Here is a 19507-nt window from a genome sequence, read left to right on the forward strand (position 1 = left end):
TCGCAGAAAGCGATCTGACCCCCGACGCGACGTGCTGCTCTGGTAGAGGCCGGCCTTGGCCGGCACCGCTCCGTTACCCCTTCACGCACAGCACCTGGCGCAGGGTGTGCACCACCTCGACCAGGTCCAGCTGCGCGGCCATCACATCGTCGATCGACTTGTACGCGGCCGGTGACTCGTCCAGCACGCCGCTGTCCTTGCGGCATTCCACGTGCGCGGTGGCCTCGCGGTGCTGGGCCAGCGTGATCTGCTGGCGCGCCGTGCCACGGCTCATCACCCGGCCGGCACCGTGGCTGCAGCTGTGGAAGCTGTCGGCGTTGCCCTTGCCGCGCACGATGTAGCTGCGCGTGCCCATGCTGCCGGGAATGATGCCCAGCTCGCCTTCGCGCGCACTCACCGCCCCCTTCCGGGTCACCAGCAGTTCCTGGCCGTGGTGCGTCTCCTTCTGCACGTAGTTGTGGTGGCAGTTCACCGCCATCGCTGCCAGCTGGAACTTCGGCAAGCGGTGGCGCATCTCGGCCAGCACGCGCGACATCATCGCCTCGCGGTTCTGCCGGGCGTAGTCCTGCGCCCACGACACGGCTTCGACGTAGTCATCGAACAGCGGCTCGCCTTCCATGAAGAACGCCAGGTCCTTGTCCGGCAGGTGGAAGCCGAGCACGCGCCGGGCCAGTTCCTCGCGCGCCTTCTCGATGAAGTAGGTGCCGATCAGGTTGCCGGTGCCGCGCGATCCGCTGTGCAGCATCACCCACACCGTGTCCGTCTCGTCCAGGCACAGTTCGATGAAGTGGTTGCCACCACCCAGCGTACCCAGCTGGCGGTCGAGCTTGTCGGTGCGGATTCTGCGGTGCCTGTCCTTGATCTTATCCAGGCCGGCGGCCAGCCCGGACTGCACGAGCCGCGTGTGGATGCTGTCGGGCATGCGGTGATGCTCGCCGCCGCGTCCGTTGCCGACCGGAATGCTGCGCTCGATGCTGTTGCGCAGCTGCCGCAGGTCGTCGGGCAGGTCGTTGGCGCGCAGCGTGGTGCGTACCGCCGCCATGCCGCAGCCGATGTCGACGCCGACCGCGGCCGGGATGATCGCACCGCGGGTCGGGATCACCGAGCCGACGGTCGCGCCCTTGCCCAGGTGCACGTCCGGCATCACGGCCACCCACGGCCCGACGAACGGGATCGCGGCGATGTTGCGCAGCTGCTCATGCGCCTGCGCTTCCAGCGGCACACCGTTGACCCAGCCCTTGATCGGCGTGGTGCCCTCGGCGTGCAGCCATTGATAGTTGTGTTGAGTGTCCATGTCTTCGTGTATGTCCTTGATGGGCCGGCGGCGCGTCCCTGCGCCGCCGCTACCCCCTACCTGATCGTCACCAGCTGCTTCAGCACGCCATCCAGGCCGCCGAACACGGTGAGCGTGTCGATCTTCTCGGTGACCTTCTCCAGTGCCTCCAGCTCCTTCAAGCGCATCAGCACCGGGTTGTCCTCGATCAGCTTTGCGGTGTTGAGCTGCGAACGCGTGGCGTTGGCCTCCTCGCGGCGACGGATCACGCTGGCCTGGGCCTGCTTCTCGGCCAGCACCACGCCATTGAGGATCTCCTTCATCTCGCCCGGCAGGATCACGTCCTTGATGCCCACGCCGAGCAGCCGCACGCCGTGGCCCTCGATCGCGGCCTGCACATGGGCGGCGATCTCGCCGTCCAGCGCCGCCTTGTCGCCCAGCAGCTCGTCCAGGCTGCGCGCGGCTATCGCCTGGCGCAGGCCGAACTGCAGCTGCCGGTAGACGAACTCATCGGCATTGCTGAGCGTGCGGTGTGCACGCACCGGGTCGATCACCTGCACGGTCGCGGCCAGGTTCACCCGCAGGGTCACCTTGTCGCGGCTGAGCAGCTCCTGGCCGGACACGTCCAGCGAACGTGCACGCAGTTCCACGCGCTCCACCGACACGTTGCCGTTGAAGTTCCAGAACGCGTGCAGGCCGGCGTCCAGCGTCTGCCGCAGCGTGCCATCGATGAACAGCAGGCCGACCGACTCGCTTGGCACGGTGCTGATCACCGCCACACGCGGCAGCACGCCCAGCTGGCCCAGGCGTTGCTGCACGTCCGCCGGGATGCGCGGCTCGTCACCCAGCGCCATCACGCGTACCTGGGTGTCGACCGAACCCCGCCAGTACAGACGGCGGCTGCCCGGCGGCAGCACTTCATCGATGCGGCCGTTGCGCAGCAACAGGCCGACTTCGGTGGCGCTGACATTGGCCAGCACGAAGTGCGTGTCCAGCGTCGCGCCCAGTGCCTCGATCAGGCTGTCCTGGTCGCTGCCTGTATAGGCCGCGCCCTTCGATGCGGTGTGGATGTCCACGTGCGGGCGGCCGCCGAACGGCGACAGGCGGTGCACGCCCGGCAGCAGCATCTGCTGGAAACGACGGTTGCGATACACCAGGCCGCGCTCGCCGTCGCCGATCACGACCTTGATGGTCCAGAACATGGGAGTCTCTCCTTGTATGGCTCTGGTGGTTCGACCCGTTGCGGATGAATCGCCATGACCCGGGTCGATCAGGTCGTGGCGCGGCCGCCTGCACACCACGTGCAGGCAGCGGAAGAGGGCGGCCATCGGCGGACGGTCCGCGCGCGGAGCCTTCGGTGCACCGGCAGTGCTGCCATCGCCGTTCCCGGCAGGCAGCACCGGGGCGGAACGTGGCTGGCAGTGGCGGCGGGCCGGGGCCCGGCGTGCGGTCCGTTGCCTTCCACGCCCCGCCCGAAGGCGATGGCGGTGGACGGCGACGATGGCCGCTGGGGCTTGCGCCCCGGGTGTTGCTTCAAGTCATGACGTGACAGGTCATGTGGTTTGGAGTGGGAGTCGAACCCACGACAGACGGAATCAGGATCCGTTGCTCTACCCTGCTGAGCTATCCAGTTGGGGACCGCGCGGAATCGAACCGCGTACCGGCGAACCGGCGCCTGCCTCCAGCAGGCGATCCAGGCGATGGCATGTCCGCGACCTCCGGCATACGCCACGGCAACGCCGCGCGCACCAGCCCGTGATGGAAACGGGACCGTTGGAGAATCGAGGGTGCAGGCCACCGACATTATCGACGAGCGATAATGTTTTGATGCGATGCAGATAATGTCCGGGCGCAGCCGATCGCGCGAAGTAAATCCTTCGGCGGGGCGGGAGAAACCTGGGTCAGTGAGCGGCGGGTTGCCGCGCGGGGTGCAGTTCTGGCATCGCGGGTCCTTGTGCCGACGCAAACGAAAACGCCCCCGGGACTTGCGTTCCGAGGGCGTCGTCAGGCCTCGGAGATCGGGGTGGCCGATCTCCGCAGGGCGGGTATCAGGCCGTTGTCAGCTGGTCTTCCTTGCCGAACGCGCGCGCCAGCCCGTCCATGCGCAGGCATGGCAGCAGTTTGGCGATGGCGACGGAATGCGCGTTCAAGGGAAGTTTCCAGTGGTTGTTGAAACGAGGTGCGCACGATAAACCACGATTTAGTCGCGTGCAACCATTTTGTTCAATTGTTTTCTTCGGCACGTGGGCAATGCCGGCCGGCGGCCGGCACTACCGGGCCTCACGCTTCGGCGCTGGCGGCGTCCAGCTGCGCGACATCCTGCACGCTCAGCGACACGTTGGCCGCTGCCAGCAGATCGTGCAGCTGTTCGACGCTGGTGGCGCTGACGATAGGCGCGGTGATCGACGGCCGCGCGATCTGCCATGCCAGTGCGATCTGTGCGGCGCTGGCACTGTGCTTGCTGGCCACGTCATCCAGCGCCTGCAGGATGCGCAGGCCGCGCGGGTTCAGATAGCGCTTCACCACCGTTTCGCCACGTGCCGGGCTCTTGGCCGCATCGGCCGGTGTGCGGTACTTGCCGCTGAGGAAGCCACTGGCCAGGGCGTAGTAGCCGATCACGCCGATCTGTTCGCGCTGCACCAGCGGTTCCAGCTCCTTCTCGTAGCCGGCACGGTCGTACAGGTTGTACTCCGGCTGCAGGGTTTCGTAACGCGGCAGCTTGTAGTCGGTGGACACCTTCAGCGCATCGGCCAGGCGCGTGGCGCTGTAGTTGGAGGCACCGATGGCGCGCACCTTGCCGGCTTCGATCAGGCGGCCGAACGCGGCCAGGGTCGCTTCCAGTGGCGTCGACTCATCATCCTCGTGGGCCTGGTACAGATCGATCACGTCGGTCTGCAGGCGGCGCAGCGAATCCTCGACCGCCGCATTGATGTTGTCCGGGGTCAGGCCGGGGCGTTCGGCCCATTTGGCCACCTTGGTCGCCAGCACCACCTTGTCGCGCTTTCCGCTGCGCGCGAACCATTTGCCGATCAGCGTTTCCGATTCGCCGCCGGCGTTGCCCGGCACCCAGGCCGAATACACATCGGCGGTGTCGACCAGGTTGAAGCCGGCGTCGACGAAGGCATCGAGCAGGGCGAAGCTGGCCTTCTCATCGGCGCTCCAGCCGAACACGTTGCCACCGAAGGCGAGCGGACGTACATGCAGGCCGGAACGGCCCAGTTCGCGGGTTGCCGTCATGGGCACGGACTCCTTGGGGGAAGTGCTCCAGAATAGAACGCGTAGTGTGACCGTGCTGCGGCGGCGACCACAAAACAGTGTTCCGCGATACGCACGCGGCTAACGTTTTGTGAACACCTGGGGCGCCGCGGCTGCTAGTCTCGCCGCATCTTCCGCTGGAGTCGCTCCGATGATGCCTGCTTCGTCCCTGCGTGGTTGCCGCCTGCTGCTTGCTTCGGCCCTGCTTGCCGCTGTTCCCGCGTTTGCCGCACCGGCCACGGTCGCGCCGGCGAAGATCGAGGTGTCGCCGGCCATCGACGCGGCGGTGAAGGCGCCCACCCGCGATGCCAACAACGTCAAGCGCGACGGTTTCCGCCACCCGGCGCAGACGCTGTCGTTCTTCAAGGTGACGCCGGAAAAGACCGTCATCGAGATCACCCCCGGCAACGGCTGGTACTCGGAGATCCTGGCGCCGCTGCTGCACGACAAGGGCCACTACGTTGCTGCGGTGGTCGATCCGATGGCGGTGCCCGAAGGCCGCGGCCGTGACTACCAGCAGCGCAGCCGCGACAGCCTGGAAAGGAAGTACGCCGCTGCACCGGCACAGTTCGGCAAGACTGCCGTGGTGGCCTACGATCCGGCCAAGCCGGTGTTCGGCCCGGCCGGTTCAGCCGATGTGGTGCTGACCTTCCGCAACGTGCACAACTGGCGCAAGGCCGGCCAGGCGCAGGGCATGTTCCAGGGCTTCTTCAACGTGCTCAAGCCGGGCGGCGTGCTGGGCGTGGTCGAGCACCGCGCCAAGGCCGACGTGGCCGACGACGATGACACCGGCTATGTCGGCCAGCAGCAGGTGATCGCGATGGCCGAGGCCGCCGGCTTCAAGCTGGACGCGCGCAGTGAGGTCAACGCCAACCCGCGCGACACCAAGGACCACCCGAACGGCGTGTGGACGCTGCCGCCGACCAACCAGCACGACAAGGCCGATGATGCGAAGTACCAGGCGATCGGCGAAAGCGACCGCATGACCCTGCGCTTCATCAAGCCGTAAGAGGGGTGCCGGGCTGGCGCATGCTGACTCTGTAGAGCCGAGCCCATGCTCGGCTGCTGTTGCGTTCCGCCGTGCTGTGCGCGATGAGCCGAGCATGGGCTCGGCTCTACAGCCGAGTGGCGCGTGGCGCGGCATGGGACAATGCGCCACCCGCCGACTGCCGTGCCCGCAATGCTGATCGCCTTCAACAAGCCCTTCAACGTGCTCTGCCAGTTCACCGACCGCAGCGTACCGCCGCGACCGACGCTGTCCGGGTTCGGCCTGCCGCCGCGCGTGTATGCCGCCGGTCGCCTGGACCATGACAGCGAAGGCCTGCTGCTGCTGACGGATAACGGCACGCTGGCGCACACGTTGACCGACCCGAAGCACAAGGCCGACAAGACCTACTGGGTGCAGGTGGAAGGCACGCCCAGCGATGAGCAGCTGCAACGGTTGCGCGATGGGGTGGAGCTGAATGACGGGCCGACCTTGCCGGCGAAGATCGAGCGCCTCGATCCGGCGCCGTCGCTGTGGACACGCGATCCGCCGGTGCGCTTCCGCAAGACCGTGCCCGATGCCTGGCTGGCGATCACGATCCGCGAGGGCCGCAACCGCCAGGTGCGGCGGATGACCGCGGCAGTGAACCTGCCAACGCTGCGGCTGGTGCGGGTGGCGATGGGGCCCTACCGGCTGGACGACCTGCAGCCGGGGCAGTGGCGGCAGATCGGTTGAAACAGAAAGGGCCGGATACCTCGCGGCATCCGGCCCTCTCGTAGCTGGTAGGGTCAGAGCCCTTCCTGCGGAAGGGCTCTGACCCGGGCAGCTTCACGCGTCGCTGCCGATATCGCTGTGCTCGTCCACCACGGTGTCGTTGCGACGGTCGCGTGCGTGGATGCGCTGCGCCTGCCCATTCACCACGTGGCCATTGGCAGCCTTCTTCTTCTGCTGCTTGCGGTACAGCGCATAGCCGAGCAGGCCGACGCCGACGGCAGCCGCGGCAATGGTCACGGCCGGGTTGCGGCGGGCGAACTTGGTGGCGACCTTGCCGCCGGTCTTCACTGCGCCGAGGGCGGCGCCGGTCTTGATCCAGTCCGCGTTGCGCAGGCTGCCACCGGCGCTCTTCAGGCCATCGCCGGCGGTGTGGGCCAGCTCCAGGGCGCGCTCCAGAGCGCGGTCGGTGATTACGGTCAGCTTGCTCATGCGGGGGTCCTTTGCCTCGGGTCGAAGTCCAGTGTCGCGTGTTGCCCGTAAACGGTATGTCAGTCGGGGACGCACGTGGTGTGACTTTACCGCAGCCATTCAGGATCAGGCAGGCTCCGCACCCGGTAGTGCCGGTCGCTGGCCGGCAATGCTCTCCGCCTGGTGCCAGGGGGCTGTCGGCCAGCGGCCGGCACTACCAATCAGGTTCCGCGCGGCTTGGCCCGGTGCGTTGCCGTCGCCGTCCACGGATCATCCGGCCATGGGTGGCGCGGGTAACGGCCCTTCATCTCCTTTTTCACTTCGGCGTAGGTGCTTTCCCAGAAGTTGCGCAGATCCTGGGTGACCTGCAGCGGGCGGCCGCCGGGGGAGAGCAGGTGCAGGGTCAGCGGCACGCGGCCATCGGCGATGCGCGGCGTGTCGGCCAGGCCGAACAGTTCCTGCAGCTTCACCGCCAGCACCGGCGGCAGCGGATCGCCGCTCTCGCTGTCCAGCGCATAGGTGATCGGCCGCTCCAGTCCGGACGGCACGGTGATGCGGGTCGGCGCATGACGCTCGACCAACTGCCGTTGTGACCACTCCAGTGGCGATTTCAGCGCCTCGCCGAAGCTGGATTCATCCAGCGCATCCAGTCGCGTCCTGCCGGCGAACGCGGGCTGCAGCCATTGCGCGCGCGTGGCCAGCAGGGCATCGTCGCTGCAGTCGGGCAGGCCGAGCTCGGGCATCCAGCGCCGCAGCGATTCCACCCGTGCCTGCCACTGGCGCAGGCCCTCGGTCCACGGCAGCGCCTGCAGGCCGAGCTCGGCCACCGCATCGGTCAGCGCCTGCGCGGCGTGCTGCGGATCGACCCGGCCGGCCGAGCGGCTGTCCAGCACGATCCGGTCGAAACGGGTCTCGCGCAGCGCCACCAGGGCGCGTCGCTCGCTCTCCCAGCGCACCACGTCTTCGGTGACGAAGCGCTCCGGCCATGCCTTGCGCAGCTGGCCTTCATCCACCGGTGCGGCACGCAGCAGCAGCGCATCGCGCGCCTCGAAGCGCAGTTCGCTGGCCACCAGCCACGGCTCACCGCGCAGGTCACTCAGTTCGTGCAGGCGCGCGCTGCGGCCATTGGCCAGCAGGTAGCGCAGCGGATCGCCGGGATGCTGGAAACCGATCCGGTCGGGAAAGGCGTGTGCAAGCAGATCGCCCAGTTCGTGCGCCTCGATGCTGGCCGGCGGCGTAGCCTCGCAGCGCAGGCGGCGACGCCACTGCTTGGCGGCGGCATCAATGGCGGCCAGCCCGCTGCGGTTGGCATCGCCCGGCGCGCGGCCAGTGCGGAACGCGGCCAGTGCGCGCCAGCGGGCCGCCAGCGCGTCACCGCCCTGGCGCAGCGGGTCGCGCGCTTCCAGCAGGGCGGCCAGATCGGCGGCCAGCGCCTGCGCGCGGGCATCGGGCGCTGCCAGCAGCATCGCCGCCATCCGCGGGTGCGTACCCAGCGCCAGTACACGGCGCCCGAGTGCGGTGATCGCGCCCGAGTCCGACAGTGCACCCAGGCGTTGCAGCAGTTCGCGCGCCGCACCCATCGGGCCGGCCGGTGGCGGGTCGAGGAAGCGCAGGTCGCTGCTGCCCCACGCGGCCAGTTCCAGCGCCAGTCCGGCCAGTTCCACCTGGTCGATCTCCGCGCGGCGCTGCGGCTCCAGCCGCTGCGACTGCGGCCACAGCCGCCAGGCCACGCCCTCGGCCACGCGACCGGCACGGCCCGCGCGCTGGTCGGCCGACGCCTGCGCGATGGCCACCACGTCCAGCCGGGTGAAGCCGCTGTTGGGGTCGTAGCGCGGCTCGCGCGCCTGGCCGCTGTCGATCACCACGCGCACGCCGGGCAGGGTCACCGACGACTCGGCCACGTTGGTCGCCAGCACCACGCGACGGCGGCCATCGCTGGCGGCCTGCAACACGCGCGCCTGTTGTTCGACCGGCAGCTCGCCATGCAGCGCCAGCACCTCGACGTTGCCATCGAGTGACTCCTGCAGGCCGGCCTGGACGCGCGCGATCTCGCGCTGGCCGGGCAGGAACACCAGCAGGTCACCGGGGTGCTCGGCCAGTGCCTGCTGCACCGCGCGGCGCACCTGCAGTTCCAGGGCTTCATCGCGGCGCGCCGGGAAGTGGCTGATCGCCACCGGATAACTGCGGCCCTCGCTGCTCAGCCGCGGCGCATCGAGGAAGCGTGCCAGCCGCTCGCCGTCCAGCGTGGCCGACATCACCACCAGGCGCAGGTCGTCGCGCAGCTGCGCCTGCACGTCCAGCGCCAGCGCCAGGCCCAGATCCCCACTGAGATGGCGCTCGTGGAATTCATCGAACAGGATCGCGCCGACGGTTTCCAGCATCGGGTCGTCCTGCAGCATCCGGGTCAGGATGCCCTCGGTGACCACCTCGATGCGGGTGCGCGCGGATACCTTGTTCTCGAAGCGGATGCGGTAGCCGACCGTGCCGCCGACCTCCTCACCCAGCTGCCGTGCCATGAACAGCGCCGCGCTGCGCGCGGCGACCCGGCGTGGTTCCAGCAGAATGATCTTGCGGCCCTGCAGCCACGGCGCGTCGAGCAGCGCCAGCGGCACCTGGGTGGTCTTGCCGGCACCGGGCGGGGCCTCCAGCACCAGCCGTGGTTGCACGGCCAGCTGCTGCTGGATCTGCGGCAGCAGCGGGGAAATCGGGAAGAGCGGGGCGTTCATATGCAAAGGATAAGGGGCCACGGCAGGCGCAGGTACAATGCGCGGGCACTTTTCCCCCGCGATGACCATGCACCTGATCGATATCGGCGCCAACCTGACCCACGACTCCTTCGACCGCGACCGCGATGCCGTGCTGGACCGCGCGCGCCAGGCCGGCGTGGTGCAGATGGTCATCACCGGTGCCAGCCGCGAGCACTCGCCACTGGCCCTGCAGTTGGCCCAGCAGCACCCCGGCTTCCTGTACGCCACCGCCGGCGTGCACCCGCACCACGCGGTGGAATACACCGAGGAATGCGATGCCGAAATGCGCGCGCTGCATGCCCACCCGGAAGTAGTGGCGGTGGGGGAGTGCGGGCTGGACTACTTCCGCGATTTCTCGCCGCGCCCGGCCCAGCACCGCGCGTTCGAGCGCCAGCTGCAGCTGGCCGCGGACAATGGCAAGCCCCTGTTCCTGCACCAGCGCGATGCGCATGCCGATTTCATGGCACAGATGAAGAACTTCGAAGGCCGCATCGGCCCGGCGGTGGTGCATTGCTTCACCGGTGAGCGTGACGAGCTGTTCGACTACCTGGACCAGGACTGGTACATCGGCATCACCGGCTGGCTGTGCGACGAGCGCCGTGGCGCGCACCTGCGCGAACTGGTGAAGAACATCCCGGCCAACCGCCTGATGATCGAGACCGACGCACCGTACCTGCTGCCGCGCACGCTGAAGCCGATGCCGAAGGACCGCCGCAACGAACCGATGTTTCTCTCGCACATCGTGGAAGAACTGGCGCGTGACCGTGGCGAGGACGTGGCAGTTACCGCCGCGAATGCAACGGCCGCGACGCGTACGTTCTTCCGCCTGCCCGGCGCAGGTTGATGGTAGTGCCGGTCGCTGGCCGGCAACACGGTTGATTGCCGGCCAGCGGCCGGCACTACCGGAGCAGGTCGCGCAGGCCCTCACGGTAGCTGGGGAACCGCGGCGCCCACGCCAGTGCTTCACGCGTGCCACGGCTGTCGATGCGCTTGTTGCTCTGGTAGAAGCGTCGCAGGGTCGGGCTGAGTGCAGGGTCGTCCCATGCCACGGCAGGTGGCATCGCAAACCCGCCCAGCTGCGCGGCGAAGGCCAGTACCTCCTGCGGCGGTGCCGGCTCGTCATCGGCCGGCAGATACAGGCCATCCACGCACGGCCGCTGCATCGACGCGATAACGACCGTCACCAGGTCATCCACGTGCAGCCGGTTGAATAGCAGCCCGGGACGCACTACGTGGCGGGCACGTCCCTGCGCCAGCTGCAGCAGCGCATTGCGCCCCGGCCCGTACAGGCCGGGCAGGCGGAACACTGCCGATGCGATGCCGCGTTCTCCTGCAAGCGCACGCCATTGCGCTTCGGCCCGCAGGCGCTGCACGCCGGCTGCTTCAGTGGCATCGGCTGCGCTGCGCTCGTCGACCCAGCCGCCGGCGCGGTCGGCATACACCGAAGTGGACGACAGATAGCCCACCCAGCGCAATGCCGGGCTGGCCCGCAGCGCGGGCAACAGCAGGCGCAGTGCAGGATCGCCATCGGCGTCGGGTGGCACGCTGCACAGCACGGCCTCGGCCTGCGCGATCTCATCGAGCAGGGCGGGCGATGGCGTGGCATCGGCACCCAGCGGATGGCGACGCAGACCATCGCGTGGTGCCGATGCGGGATCGCGTACCGTGCCGGCGACGTGTGCGCCCAATGCCTGCAGATGTCGGGCCATCGCACCGCCACTCCAGCCCAGCCCGAGGATCAGCACCCGCGAGGGCGATGCACTGGCGGCGGAGATGATGCTCACGCGCCGCGCAGTGCCTGGTAGGCCTGCAGGCTGCTGTAGGCGACCTGCAGCAGCAGGGCTTCCTGGTCGGCCTTGCGCGCGCGGGCCAGCATGTCGCCGACGATCTGTTCGGCCTCCACCTGTTGGCCGGCTTCCAGGTCACGCAGCATCGATGCCTTCAGTGCCGAGCCGGCCTGGGTCAGGGTGCCGCGCGCGGTGTCCTGCGCGGCCACGGGAACCGGTTCACCGGCGGCTTCGGCCACGGCCAGGCATTCGTCGTACAGGCCGCGCACGATCGCCTCGCCATCATCGGTGGCAACGATGGTGCCGATGTCGGCGCGCAGCAGGCAGGTCGCCGCCGCCAGCGCGGTAAGGAAGGTGTACTTGATCCATTGTTCCTGGCCGATGTGTTCGCTGGCCAGGTGATCAAGATGGGCCTGCGCGCAGACCGCAGCGAAGGCGCGCACGCGCGCCGAGGCCGCGCCGCTGTCGCGCTCGCCGAAGGTGAGCTTGGCCGGTTTGCCCAGGTGCAGCACCGCACCGTCGGGGGCCTTGGTGGCGCTGATGAAGCACAGGCCACCAAGCACGGCGTCGCGGCCGAAGCGCGCGTCCAGTGCGTTGTAGTGATGCAGGCCGTTGAGGATCGGCAGCACGGTGGTGCCTGCGCCCACGGCCGGGGCAATGGCGTCGATCGAGCTGTCCAGGTCGTAGGCCTTGCAGCTGAGGATGACCAGGTCGAACGGCTTCTGCGCGGCCAATGCGGGCAGTGCATCAGCGGTGACATGCTGCACGGGGAAGCTGGCATCGCCGAGCGGGCTGCGGATGACCAGGCCGTCGCGATCCAGCTGGGCGGCGCGCGCGGGGCGCACGAGGAAGGTCACGTCCACACCGGCCTGGGCCAGGCGACCACCGAAGTAACCGCCGGTACCGCCGGCGCCGAGGATCAGGATGCGCATTGCACGTTCACCGTGTTCTGGGGAATCAGGATTTCGATTGTGCCGGAGATCGCGGCCAACGGCGGTGCCACTCGTGGTGGTTCGCGGGAAGCACGGTTCAGTGGGGTTGGCCGGGTGCGGCCACCACGGAAGACAGATCAGGAGCGGAAGCGGGCCGCTCGCTGCGCGAGCGCGTGTAGAACCGCGCTCAGGGCAGCTGTTCGCTGAAGCCTTCGGTGTATCCCAATAGAAGCGTGGTGCGGGAGGACAGCGTTGCAGCCAGTTGTGACCAGGTGTCGTGCGTTCCGGCAGCGTAGACGCGCTGCAGGTCCGCGACCAGAGCGTCCGCTTCCGCAGGCGACGGCGCGCTGTCACGCTGGAAGCCCAGCCACGATGCGCCAAGCCCGAACAGGCGGTAGTCGTAATGCTCTTGCAGGTGCCGGATCAGGGCGTGGTTCTGGAAGATGTTCCAGTCCGCGCTGAAGTAGCCGTTGGGCAGGGCGGCGATCAGCAGGTCGTCACGATCCACGGGCACCTGTTGCACGCAGACCACCTCGTCGACGATGAGATCCGGTGCGGCATTGGCCGCGACCAATGCCTCGATGTCCGCGTCATTGCACATCAGCGTGCCCGCCAGCGTGCTCCATTCCAGCCGATGCGTCGAATGCTCAAGCTGCGCGACCACATGCGCCAGCAACCGCCCGCGTGCCGCCAACGCATCGTCGGGGGTCGCCGGGTCTTCGTCCTCGTAGAGCGCGATGCGCGCGTCGTCTGACGCGTGCATGCTGGTGTAGCGGCACTGGCCGGCATCATCGAGCGTGCACAGGTAGCGATACCGGGGATCAGCCGCGTGCCGCGAGGCCAGGTATTCCAGCACCTCATCCAGCGTGGGTGAATCGCCCAGCAACGCATGGCTGAAGGCATCGATGGGGCCGTCCGACACGGCTTTGTCCAGCGCAATGGAAGTGATCTTCATCGCCACAACCTAGCTGCAATCCCGAACGAGAAAAGCGGAACATCGGCTTTGCCGTGAAAGCTCCATCCACGCATGGCGTCGATCCATCGTGTCGACCAAGGTCGACACCTACCAGCAGCAGCGGAGAACGACATCCCGGCAGATCGCCGGAATTTGCCATCCCCCGGATAGTCAGCTTTTGCCGTTGCCGTTGCCGTTGAAGTTGACGTTGATTCGGCGGGTGCAGGGCCGCAGGCCCTGCAGGCCACCCTTAGCTGCGCATGCCCACGCCACGGCGCAGCAGCCACAACGCCAGCGCCGTCAGCGCCACCACGAAGCCGATCATCAACCCATAGGCCACCGGCAGCGGCACATCGCTGCTGCCCAGCAGGCCATAGCGGAACGCATTGACCATGTAGAAGATCGGGTTCGCGTGCGTGGCCGCTTCGGCCCAGCCCGGCAGCAGCTTCACCGAATAGAACACGCCACCCAGGTAGGTCAGCGGGGTCAGGATGAAGGTCGGCACGATCGCCACGTCGTCGAACTTCTTCGCATACACCGCATTGATGAAACCGGCCAGCGAGAAGATCGTCGCGCCCAGGATCACCGTGGTCAGCATCACCAGCGGGTGCGGAATGCGCACCGGGGTGAAGAACATCGCGATGATCAGCACGATCACGCCCACCATCAGGCCGCGCAGCACGGCGCCGGCCACGTAGCCCCACAGGATCACCCAGTTCGGCATCGGGCTGACCAGCAGCTCTTCCACGTGGCGGCCGAACTTGGCACCGAAGAACGAGGAACTGATGTTGCCGTAGCTGTTCTGGATCACGCTCATCATCACCAGGCCCGGCACGATGAACTGCATGTACGTGTAGCCGCCCATGTCACCCACGCGCGACCCGATCAGGTTGCCGAAGATCAGGAAGTACAGGGTCATGGTGATCGCCGGCGGCACCAGGGTCTGGCCCCAGATGCGCATGATGCGGGCGACTTCGCGGCGCACGATGGTCATCAGTGCGATGCGGTTGCGCTGGCCGTCGGTCAGCTCGGTGGTGCTCATGCAGGCTTCTCCAGGTTGCCGGTGAGGCGCACGAACAGCTCCTCCAGGCGGTTGCTCTTGGTACGCATCGAACGCACGCGGATACCGGCCTCGTTGAGCGTGGCGAACACGCGGTTGAGGTCCATTGCGCGCGGCATGTCGATGTCCAGCGTGTGCGGGTCCGGCGCGGTCAGGGTCGCGCCCTCGATCACCGGCAGCTGCGCCGGCAGGTCACCGTCGATGTCCAGCAGGAAGCCCTCCACGTCCAGCTTGGCCAGCAGGGTGCGCATCGGCCCCTGCTCGACGATCTGGCCATGGTTGATGATCGCCAGGTGGCGGCACAGGTACTCGGCTTCTTCCAGATAGTGCGTGGTGAGGATGATCGTGGTGCCGGCAGCGTTGATCTCCTTCAGCACGCGCCACATGTCGCGGCGGATCTCGATGTCCACGCCGGCGGTCGGCTCATCCAGGATCAGCAGGCGTGGGCGGGTCATCATTGCGCGGGCGATCATCAGCCGGCGCTTCATGCCGCCGGACAGCGTGCGGCTCATCACCTGCGCCTTTTCCCACAGGTGGGCCCGCTTCAGTTCCTCTTCGGCGCGCTGCTCCGCTTCCTCGCGCGGCACGCCGTAGAAGCCGGCGTAGTTCACCAGGATGTCGAAGGGCTTTTCGAACAGGTTGAAGTTGATTTCCTGCGGCACCAGCCCGATCAGGCGCATGGTGGCGCTGCGGTTGCGCACCAGGTCGCTGCCGAACACTTCCACCTGGCCCTCGCTGAGGTTGACCAGGGAGCTGATGATGCCGATCAGGGTCGACTTGCCGGCACCGTTGGGGCCCAGCAGGGCGAAGAAGTCGCCCGGGGCCACTTCCAGGGAAACCCCCTTCAGGGCCTGGGTGCCGTTGTCGTAGGTCTTGCGCAGGTCGCGCACGCGCAGGGCGGGCGCCGTATCGTTCTGGGATGCCAAGCTCGAAGCCTTCGCGCCCATGGGCTGGCGCTGGAGAGGGGCGGGGAGGGGCTATTATAGAAGACCCCGAGGGCTTGCCCCGGCTACACACTGTCCCGAAAAGTCGTGCCTGTTCAATTCCCCCTCAAGCTGGTCGGCCGCCGCATGCTGGCCCGGACCGTCGGCCACTACCAGTTCGTGCGTGACGATGGGCAGCCGCTGGATTTCCAGCCCGGCCAGTTCATCCAGGTCCATTTCAGCTACGCCGATGGCACCGAAACCAAGCGCAGCTACTCGCTGGCGACCATTCACGACCACGCACTGGGCCCGGGCGAGGCGGTGGATATCGCGGTCAGCTTCGTGCCCGGTGGCGCCGCCACCGCGCTGTTCGAGGCGCTGGAGCACGGCGGCCAGATCAGTGCATCCGGCCCCTACGGCCGCTTCTGCCTGAATCCCGGTGACCACAATGCCCGCTACCTGCTGATCGCCACCGGTACCGGCGTTACCCCGTACCGCTCGATGCTGCCGCTGCTGGAAAAGGCCATGGCCGAACGTGGTGCGCAGATCGTGCTGCTGCAGGGCGCGCGCAGCCCGGGCGAGCTGCTGTACAGCGAGGACTTCTACAGCTTCGCCGAAAAACACCCGAACTTCCGCTATGTTCCGTGCCTGTCGCGCGAACTGCCCGCCGATCCGCATCCGGACGTGCAGCACGGTTACGTGCAGCAGGCGCTGGCCGGTTTCACGCCGGACCCGGCCACGGACATCGCCTACCTGTGCGGCAACCCGGACATGGTCGATGCCTGCGCCGAGCTGCTGAAGGCCGCCGGCCTGGGCAACCCGCAGATCCGCCGCGAGAAGTACGTCAGCAGCAAATAGGTCCGGCTGGCGCCGGCCGCTGGCCGGCAACCCCACGAACCTGGTAGTGCCGGCCGCTGGCCGGCAACCCTGGAAACCGGAGGCGACCCCACGCCGCCCCCGGTGCCCTGCCTTCAGTACTCGATCCAGGCATCACGCCAGGCAGAGCCGGTACCCGGGCGGTAGGCCTCTGCATTGATGTTGCACCAGGCGCCTTCCGGGAACGGGCGGCAGGCATACAGCTTGCCGTCGGTGCCCTTCACCACGGTCTGGCCCGGCGTGTAGCTGCCGATACCCGCGGGGTATACGAAGTCGTAGTCGTCAGCCGGCGGCGGATCGATCGGATCGACCGGATCCGGCACGCGGGTATCGAGCTGGAACAGGTGGCCTGGCTTCAGATAGACGCGGTTCCCGGTAGCCGAGGCGACGGGCGTGATCACGCCGTTCTTCATCACCCCCACGCGCGCCTGCTGCGCAGTGCCATTGACCTTGTGGGCCAGTGCCAGCGGCCACTGGTTCGCAGCGGTCTGGCCGGCGGCAAGGGTGATCTGCGGGCTTTCCAGATCGTTGCCCTGGGCGTTGAAGACCCGCAGGGTCAGGATGGTGCCCACGTCCAGCGCACCACGGGCAGTGACCGGACCCGCGTCCTGCCACTGCGGCGGCGGGGTCACACCACCGCCCCCCTCGAAGCGCACGTCTGCGCAGGTATAGAACGCCTCGCCCGAATCCGAGCGCTGCCAGGTGTTGTAGATGATGTGCTGGCCGCTGCGCTTGGGTAGCGGGCAGTCCAGCTTGTAGACGTCACCGGAGACCGGCACGTTGCCCAGCGTGCAGAATTCCTGCAGGTCGGCCCAGCGCAGCGGGCTGCCCGGTTGCCAGCCATCGCGGGTGACATAGAACTTCCACTCGCGGGTGGCATGCGGGGCCGGCGCCTTGAACTCGAACGTGTAGCGGCCACGGGCGTCGGCTCGGATCGGCGAGGTCTCCCAGTCACTGCGGTTCAGATCCAGGCCGCGGTATTTGCTGTTGCCGCCGCTGCACAACTCGCCATCGGGCACGACGGCCTGGTGGTTGCCATGGGCCTCGGCCTGGTTGATCCCGGCCCAGTCATAGAACGGTTGCGCACCACCGATGGCCTTGGCGGCAGCGCAGGCGGGGTTGGTCGGATTTTCGGGATTGCCCTGGTAACAGGCATAGACACGGCTGGCGGGTTTGGACAGGGTGCCGTGGGCGAACGCGCTGCCAGAGGTGGCAATGCCTGCGATCACAGACAGCGCGATGACGGTCCGGTGTGACAGATGCATGGAGATCTCCTGTGGGTGGTGAAACCCCGCGAAGTCTCGACATCCCGCCCGCCCGCATCCATCGGATTACGTTGAAAAAAGCATCGCGTGGTTGCATATGGGAACGGCTTCCCACTCACACGCTGGCGCGTCTCACGCTATGCAGGGAACGGCGCTCTGCCACCGTTCCCTGTACCCGGTCTCAGTATGCAATCCATGCATCGCGCCAGGCCGCACCCACACCCGGCCGGTACGCCTCGGCGTTGACGTTGCACCATGCACCTTCCGGGAACGGGCGGCAGGCGTACAGCTTGCCGTCGCTGCCCTTCACCACGGTCTGGCCCGGCACATAGCTGCCGATGCCCGCCGGGTACACGTGGTCGAAATCACCGCCCGGTGACGGTGTACCCGGGTCGGGCACCTGGGTATCGAGCTGGAAGCGGTTGCCGTCCTTCAGGTACACGCGGTTGTCGGTGGCCGAGGCGGTCGGCGTGATCACGCCATTGGCAAGCACGCCCACGCGCGCGTGCTGGGCACTGCCATTGACCTTGCGGGCGAGCACCAACGGCCACTGCGCGGGTGCGGTCTGGCCGCTGGCCAGGGTGGCCTCCACACGTTCGACGTCATTGCCGTTGGCGTTGAACACGCGCAGCGCCAGCGTCGTGCCAACCGGCAGCTCACTGCGTGCGGTGACCGGGCCGGCGTCCTGCCATTGCGGTGCCGGTGCGGTCCCTCCGCCGCCCTGGAAGCGCACGTCCATGCAGGTATAGAACGCCTCGGTCGAATCCGAGCGCTGCCAGGTGTTGTAGATCACATGCTGGCCGGTGCGCTGCGGCAACGTGCACTGAAGCTTGTAGGTGCCGTCGGCCGACAGCGGCGTATTGCCCAGCGTGCAGAACTCCTGCAGGTCGGCCCAGCGCAGCGGGCTTCCCGGCTGCCAGCCTTCGCGGGTAACGAAGAAGCGCCAGTCGCGCGTGGCGTGTGGTGCGGTCGCCTTGAACACGAAAGTGAACTTGCCATTGGCATCGGCCTGGATCGGCGTGGTCTGCCAGTCACTGCGGTTCACGTCCAGGCCGCGGAAGGTCGGGTTGTTGCCGCTGCACAGCTTCCCGTCGGGTACCACGGCCTGATGGTTGCCGTTGGCGTTGGCCTGGTTGATGCCGTTCCAGTCGTAGAACGCCTGTGAACCGCCAATCGCTTTTGCAGCGGCACAGGCCGGGTTGGTCGGGTTCTCGGGATTGCCCTGGAAGCAGGCATAGACGCGGCTGACCGGCGTGGTCATCGTGCCGTGGGCGAACGCGCTGCCGGCCAGGCACAGGCCCGCAGCGGCGAACGAGGTGGCCAGCAACAGCGGTGTGGATCGTAATGACATGGCGCATCCTTGTGGTCGTCGAAAGGGAACGGTGACCGCAGGAGCTGCGCTGCGCGGCGGACTTTCGGCGGCACCACGGCGAGTATCGAGCCGCACTGCAGGGGACGGAACCATCGCAGTGCCGATCCGTGACTGCGCATGTGAAGCCCTTCCCGCAGGCTTCACGCAGGGCTGAACGGATGCGCTGGACGTCACGTGACCGGCGTGGCATCGATCACGTCATAGAGATCACGCGACGCAGTCCCGGTACCCACCCGATCTGCCTGGCACGAGAAACAGCCATGCGCCGCGTTGTGCAGCTGCACGAACGCCACCGACGGGTCGGCAAACAGTGCATCCAGGTGGTCGGCCACCTCGGTGCCCGCGCAGACCTGGGCACCGCACATCAGCGCGGCGTGGTCATAGGCACGCATCGAGATCATCCGGCGCTGCACATACGGGGGCACCTCGCCCGGCGGCAGGACGCAACGGGTCACGCCGCGCTGCACGAAGATCGGGCCGGCGGCGCGGTACGGCGAATGCAGCGGCAGGTGGACGTGGGACAGCAGGAGCAGCTCGCTGCCAGGCGCGGGGTCGCTCAGGCTGATCCGGCAGGGATGTCCGCCGTTGGCGCCGGCCCAGCGACGCTGGATGCCGAGCGTGGCGAGCGCGCTGTCGCTCATCTCGAACAGGTGCAGGAAAGGGCGGTGGTCGATGCCGCCGAGGTACCACGCGTGCATGGGCGTCTCCTTGGGTTTTCCGCGGATTGTGCGCATGCGCCGGTCGCCGTGCTCGCCGTTTTCAGACCCCGCATCGCCGTCGGGCCGGAACACTGGCCCTTGGGGTGCTGCTGGCCGCCGCCGATGCCGCCCTGCACGGGCCAAGGCCGAGCGCGGGACTGCCAGGTCTGCGCGCCGTCGGCGGCGGATTCGTCATT

Annotated in this window: 17 protein-coding genes and 1 tRNA gene; 4 read left to right on the forward strand and 14 right to left on the reverse strand. The window is 67.8% G+C overall.

Going from position 1 to position 19507, the window contains the following annotated elements:
* Window positions 1–73: 73 nt before the first annotated feature.
* The 4 genes from AC5P53_RS00550 to AC5P53_RS00565 form a co-directional block, all read right to left on the reverse strand.
* Window positions 74–1294: an RtcB family protein gene (locus tag AC5P53_RS00550; protein ID WP_134809417.1), complete on the reverse strand. Its 1221-nt coding sequence runs from the start codon at window positions 1292–1294 to the stop codon at window positions 74–76.
* A gap of 56 nt (window positions 1295–1350) precedes the next feature.
* Window positions 1351–2475 carry a slipin family protein gene (locus tag AC5P53_RS00555; protein WP_014648820.1) on the reverse strand — a complete coding sequence of 375 codons (1125 nt, stop codon included), beginning with the start codon at window positions 2473–2475 and terminating at the stop codon, window positions 1351–1353.
* A gap of 356 nt (window positions 2476–2831) precedes the next feature.
* Window positions 2832–2904 (reverse strand) — tRNA-Gln (locus tag AC5P53_RS00560).
* Window positions 2905–3553: 649 nt separating this feature from the next.
* Window positions 3554–4510 carry an aldo/keto reductase gene (locus AC5P53_RS00565; protein WP_197557179.1) on the reverse strand — a complete coding sequence of 319 codons (957 nt, stop codon included), beginning with the start codon at window positions 4508–4510 and terminating at the stop codon, window positions 3554–3556.
* 169 nt (window positions 4511–4679) lie between these two features.
* Between AC5P53_RS00565 and AC5P53_RS00570 the strand changes: the two genes are divergently transcribed.
* Both AC5P53_RS00570 and AC5P53_RS00575 read left to right on the forward strand, forming a co-directional pair.
* Window positions 4680–5537 (forward strand): methyltransferase, encoded by an 858-nt coding sequence (locus tag AC5P53_RS00570; RefSeq protein WP_241887725.1) that lies wholly within the window; start codon window positions 4680–4682, stop codon window positions 5535–5537.
* Window positions 5538–5708: 171 nt separating this feature from the next.
* Window positions 5709–6248, forward strand: a complete 540-nt coding sequence (locus AC5P53_RS00575; protein WP_111205360.1) for a pseudouridine synthase — start codon at window positions 5709–5711, stop codon at window positions 6246–6248.
* A 93-nt stretch (window positions 6249–6341) separates the two neighbouring features.
* Here AC5P53_RS00575 and AC5P53_RS00580 read toward each other — a convergent pair whose 3' ends face one another.
* Together AC5P53_RS00580 and hrpB are read right to left on the reverse strand one after the other, a co-directional pair.
* Window positions 6342–6716 (reverse strand): hypothetical protein, encoded by a 375-nt coding sequence (locus AC5P53_RS00580; protein ID WP_014648816.1) that lies wholly within the window; start codon window positions 6714–6716, stop codon window positions 6342–6344.
* A 200-nt stretch (window positions 6717–6916) separates the two neighbouring features.
* The gene (hrpB, locus tag AC5P53_RS00585) at window positions 6917–9421 is read right to left on the reverse strand and encodes an ATP-dependent helicase HrpB (RefSeq protein ID WP_197576162.1); all 2505 of its coding nucleotides are present in this window, start codon (window positions 9419–9421) and stop codon (window positions 6917–6919) included.
* 67 nt (window positions 9422–9488) lie between these two features.
* On the opposite strand from hrpB, the gene AC5P53_RS00590 reads away from it, so the two are divergent.
* On the forward strand, window positions 9489–10286 hold the full coding sequence (locus AC5P53_RS00590) for a TatD family hydrolase (protein WP_046433165.1): 798 nt from the start codon (window positions 9489–9491) through the stop codon (window positions 10284–10286).
* A 55-nt stretch (window positions 10287–10341) separates the two neighbouring features.
* Here AC5P53_RS00590 and AC5P53_RS00595 read toward each other — a convergent pair whose 3' ends face one another.
* From AC5P53_RS00595 to AC5P53_RS00615, 5 genes are all read right to left on the reverse strand, one after another.
* Window positions 10342–11151 (reverse strand): Rossmann-fold NAD(P)-binding domain-containing protein, encoded by an 810-nt coding sequence (locus tag AC5P53_RS00595; RefSeq protein WP_262093735.1) that lies wholly within the window; start codon window positions 11149–11151, stop codon window positions 10342–10344.
* A gap of 71 nt (window positions 11152–11222) precedes the next feature.
* Window positions 11223–12161 (reverse strand): 2-dehydropantoate 2-reductase, encoded by a 939-nt coding sequence (gene panE, locus AC5P53_RS00600; RefSeq protein ID WP_241887727.1) that lies wholly within the window; start codon window positions 12159–12161, stop codon window positions 11223–11225.
* A gap of 187 nt (window positions 12162–12348) precedes the next feature.
* Window positions 12349–13116, reverse strand: coding sequence for a hypothetical protein (locus tag AC5P53_RS00605; RefSeq protein ID WP_041863959.1), 768 nt, complete (start codon window positions 13114–13116; stop codon window positions 12349–12351).
* A 250-nt stretch (window positions 13117–13366) separates the two neighbouring features.
* Window positions 13367–14158 (reverse strand): ABC transporter permease, encoded by a 792-nt coding sequence (locus AC5P53_RS00610; RefSeq protein WP_014038898.1) that lies wholly within the window; start codon window positions 14156–14158, stop codon window positions 13367–13369.
* Complete coding sequence (locus AC5P53_RS00615; protein ID WP_005411567.1) at window positions 14155–15123, reverse strand: ABC transporter ATP-binding protein; 969 nt, start codon at window positions 15121–15123, stop codon at window positions 14155–14157. Before AC5P53_RS00615 ends, AC5P53_RS00610 begins: the two co-directional genes overlap by 4 nt.
* A gap of 84 nt (window positions 15124–15207) precedes the next feature.
* On the opposite strand from AC5P53_RS00615, the gene AC5P53_RS00620 reads away from it, so the two are divergent.
* Window positions 15208–15957 carry a ferredoxin--NADP reductase gene (locus AC5P53_RS00620; protein WP_241887728.1) on the forward strand — a complete coding sequence of 250 codons (750 nt, stop codon included), beginning with the start codon at window positions 15208–15210 and terminating at the stop codon, window positions 15955–15957.
* Window positions 15958–16070: 113 nt separating this feature from the next.
* Here the strand turns inward: AC5P53_RS00620 and AC5P53_RS00625 are convergent, their stop codons facing one another.
* The 3 genes from AC5P53_RS00625 to AC5P53_RS00635 all read right to left on the reverse strand — a co-directional run bounded on the left by AC5P53_RS00625 (window position 16071) and on the right by AC5P53_RS00635 (window position 19310).
* Complete coding sequence (locus AC5P53_RS00625) at window positions 16071–17240, reverse strand: lytic polysaccharide monooxygenase (RefSeq protein WP_014648808.1); 1170 nt, start codon at window positions 17238–17240, stop codon at window positions 16071–16073.
* A 181-nt stretch (window positions 17241–17421) separates the two neighbouring features.
* The gene (locus AC5P53_RS00630) at window positions 17422–18591 is read right to left on the reverse strand and encodes a lytic polysaccharide monooxygenase (protein WP_134809412.1); all 1170 of its coding nucleotides are present in this window, start codon (window positions 18589–18591) and stop codon (window positions 17422–17424) included.
* A gap of 191 nt (window positions 18592–18782) precedes the next feature.
* Complete coding sequence (locus AC5P53_RS00635) at window positions 18783–19310, reverse strand: DUF1203 domain-containing protein (protein ID WP_241887730.1); 528 nt, start codon at window positions 19308–19310, stop codon at window positions 18783–18785.
* Window positions 19311–19507: the final 197 nt, after the last annotated feature.

The organism is Stenotrophomonas sp. YJH_SMC_82, assembly GCF_059368875.1.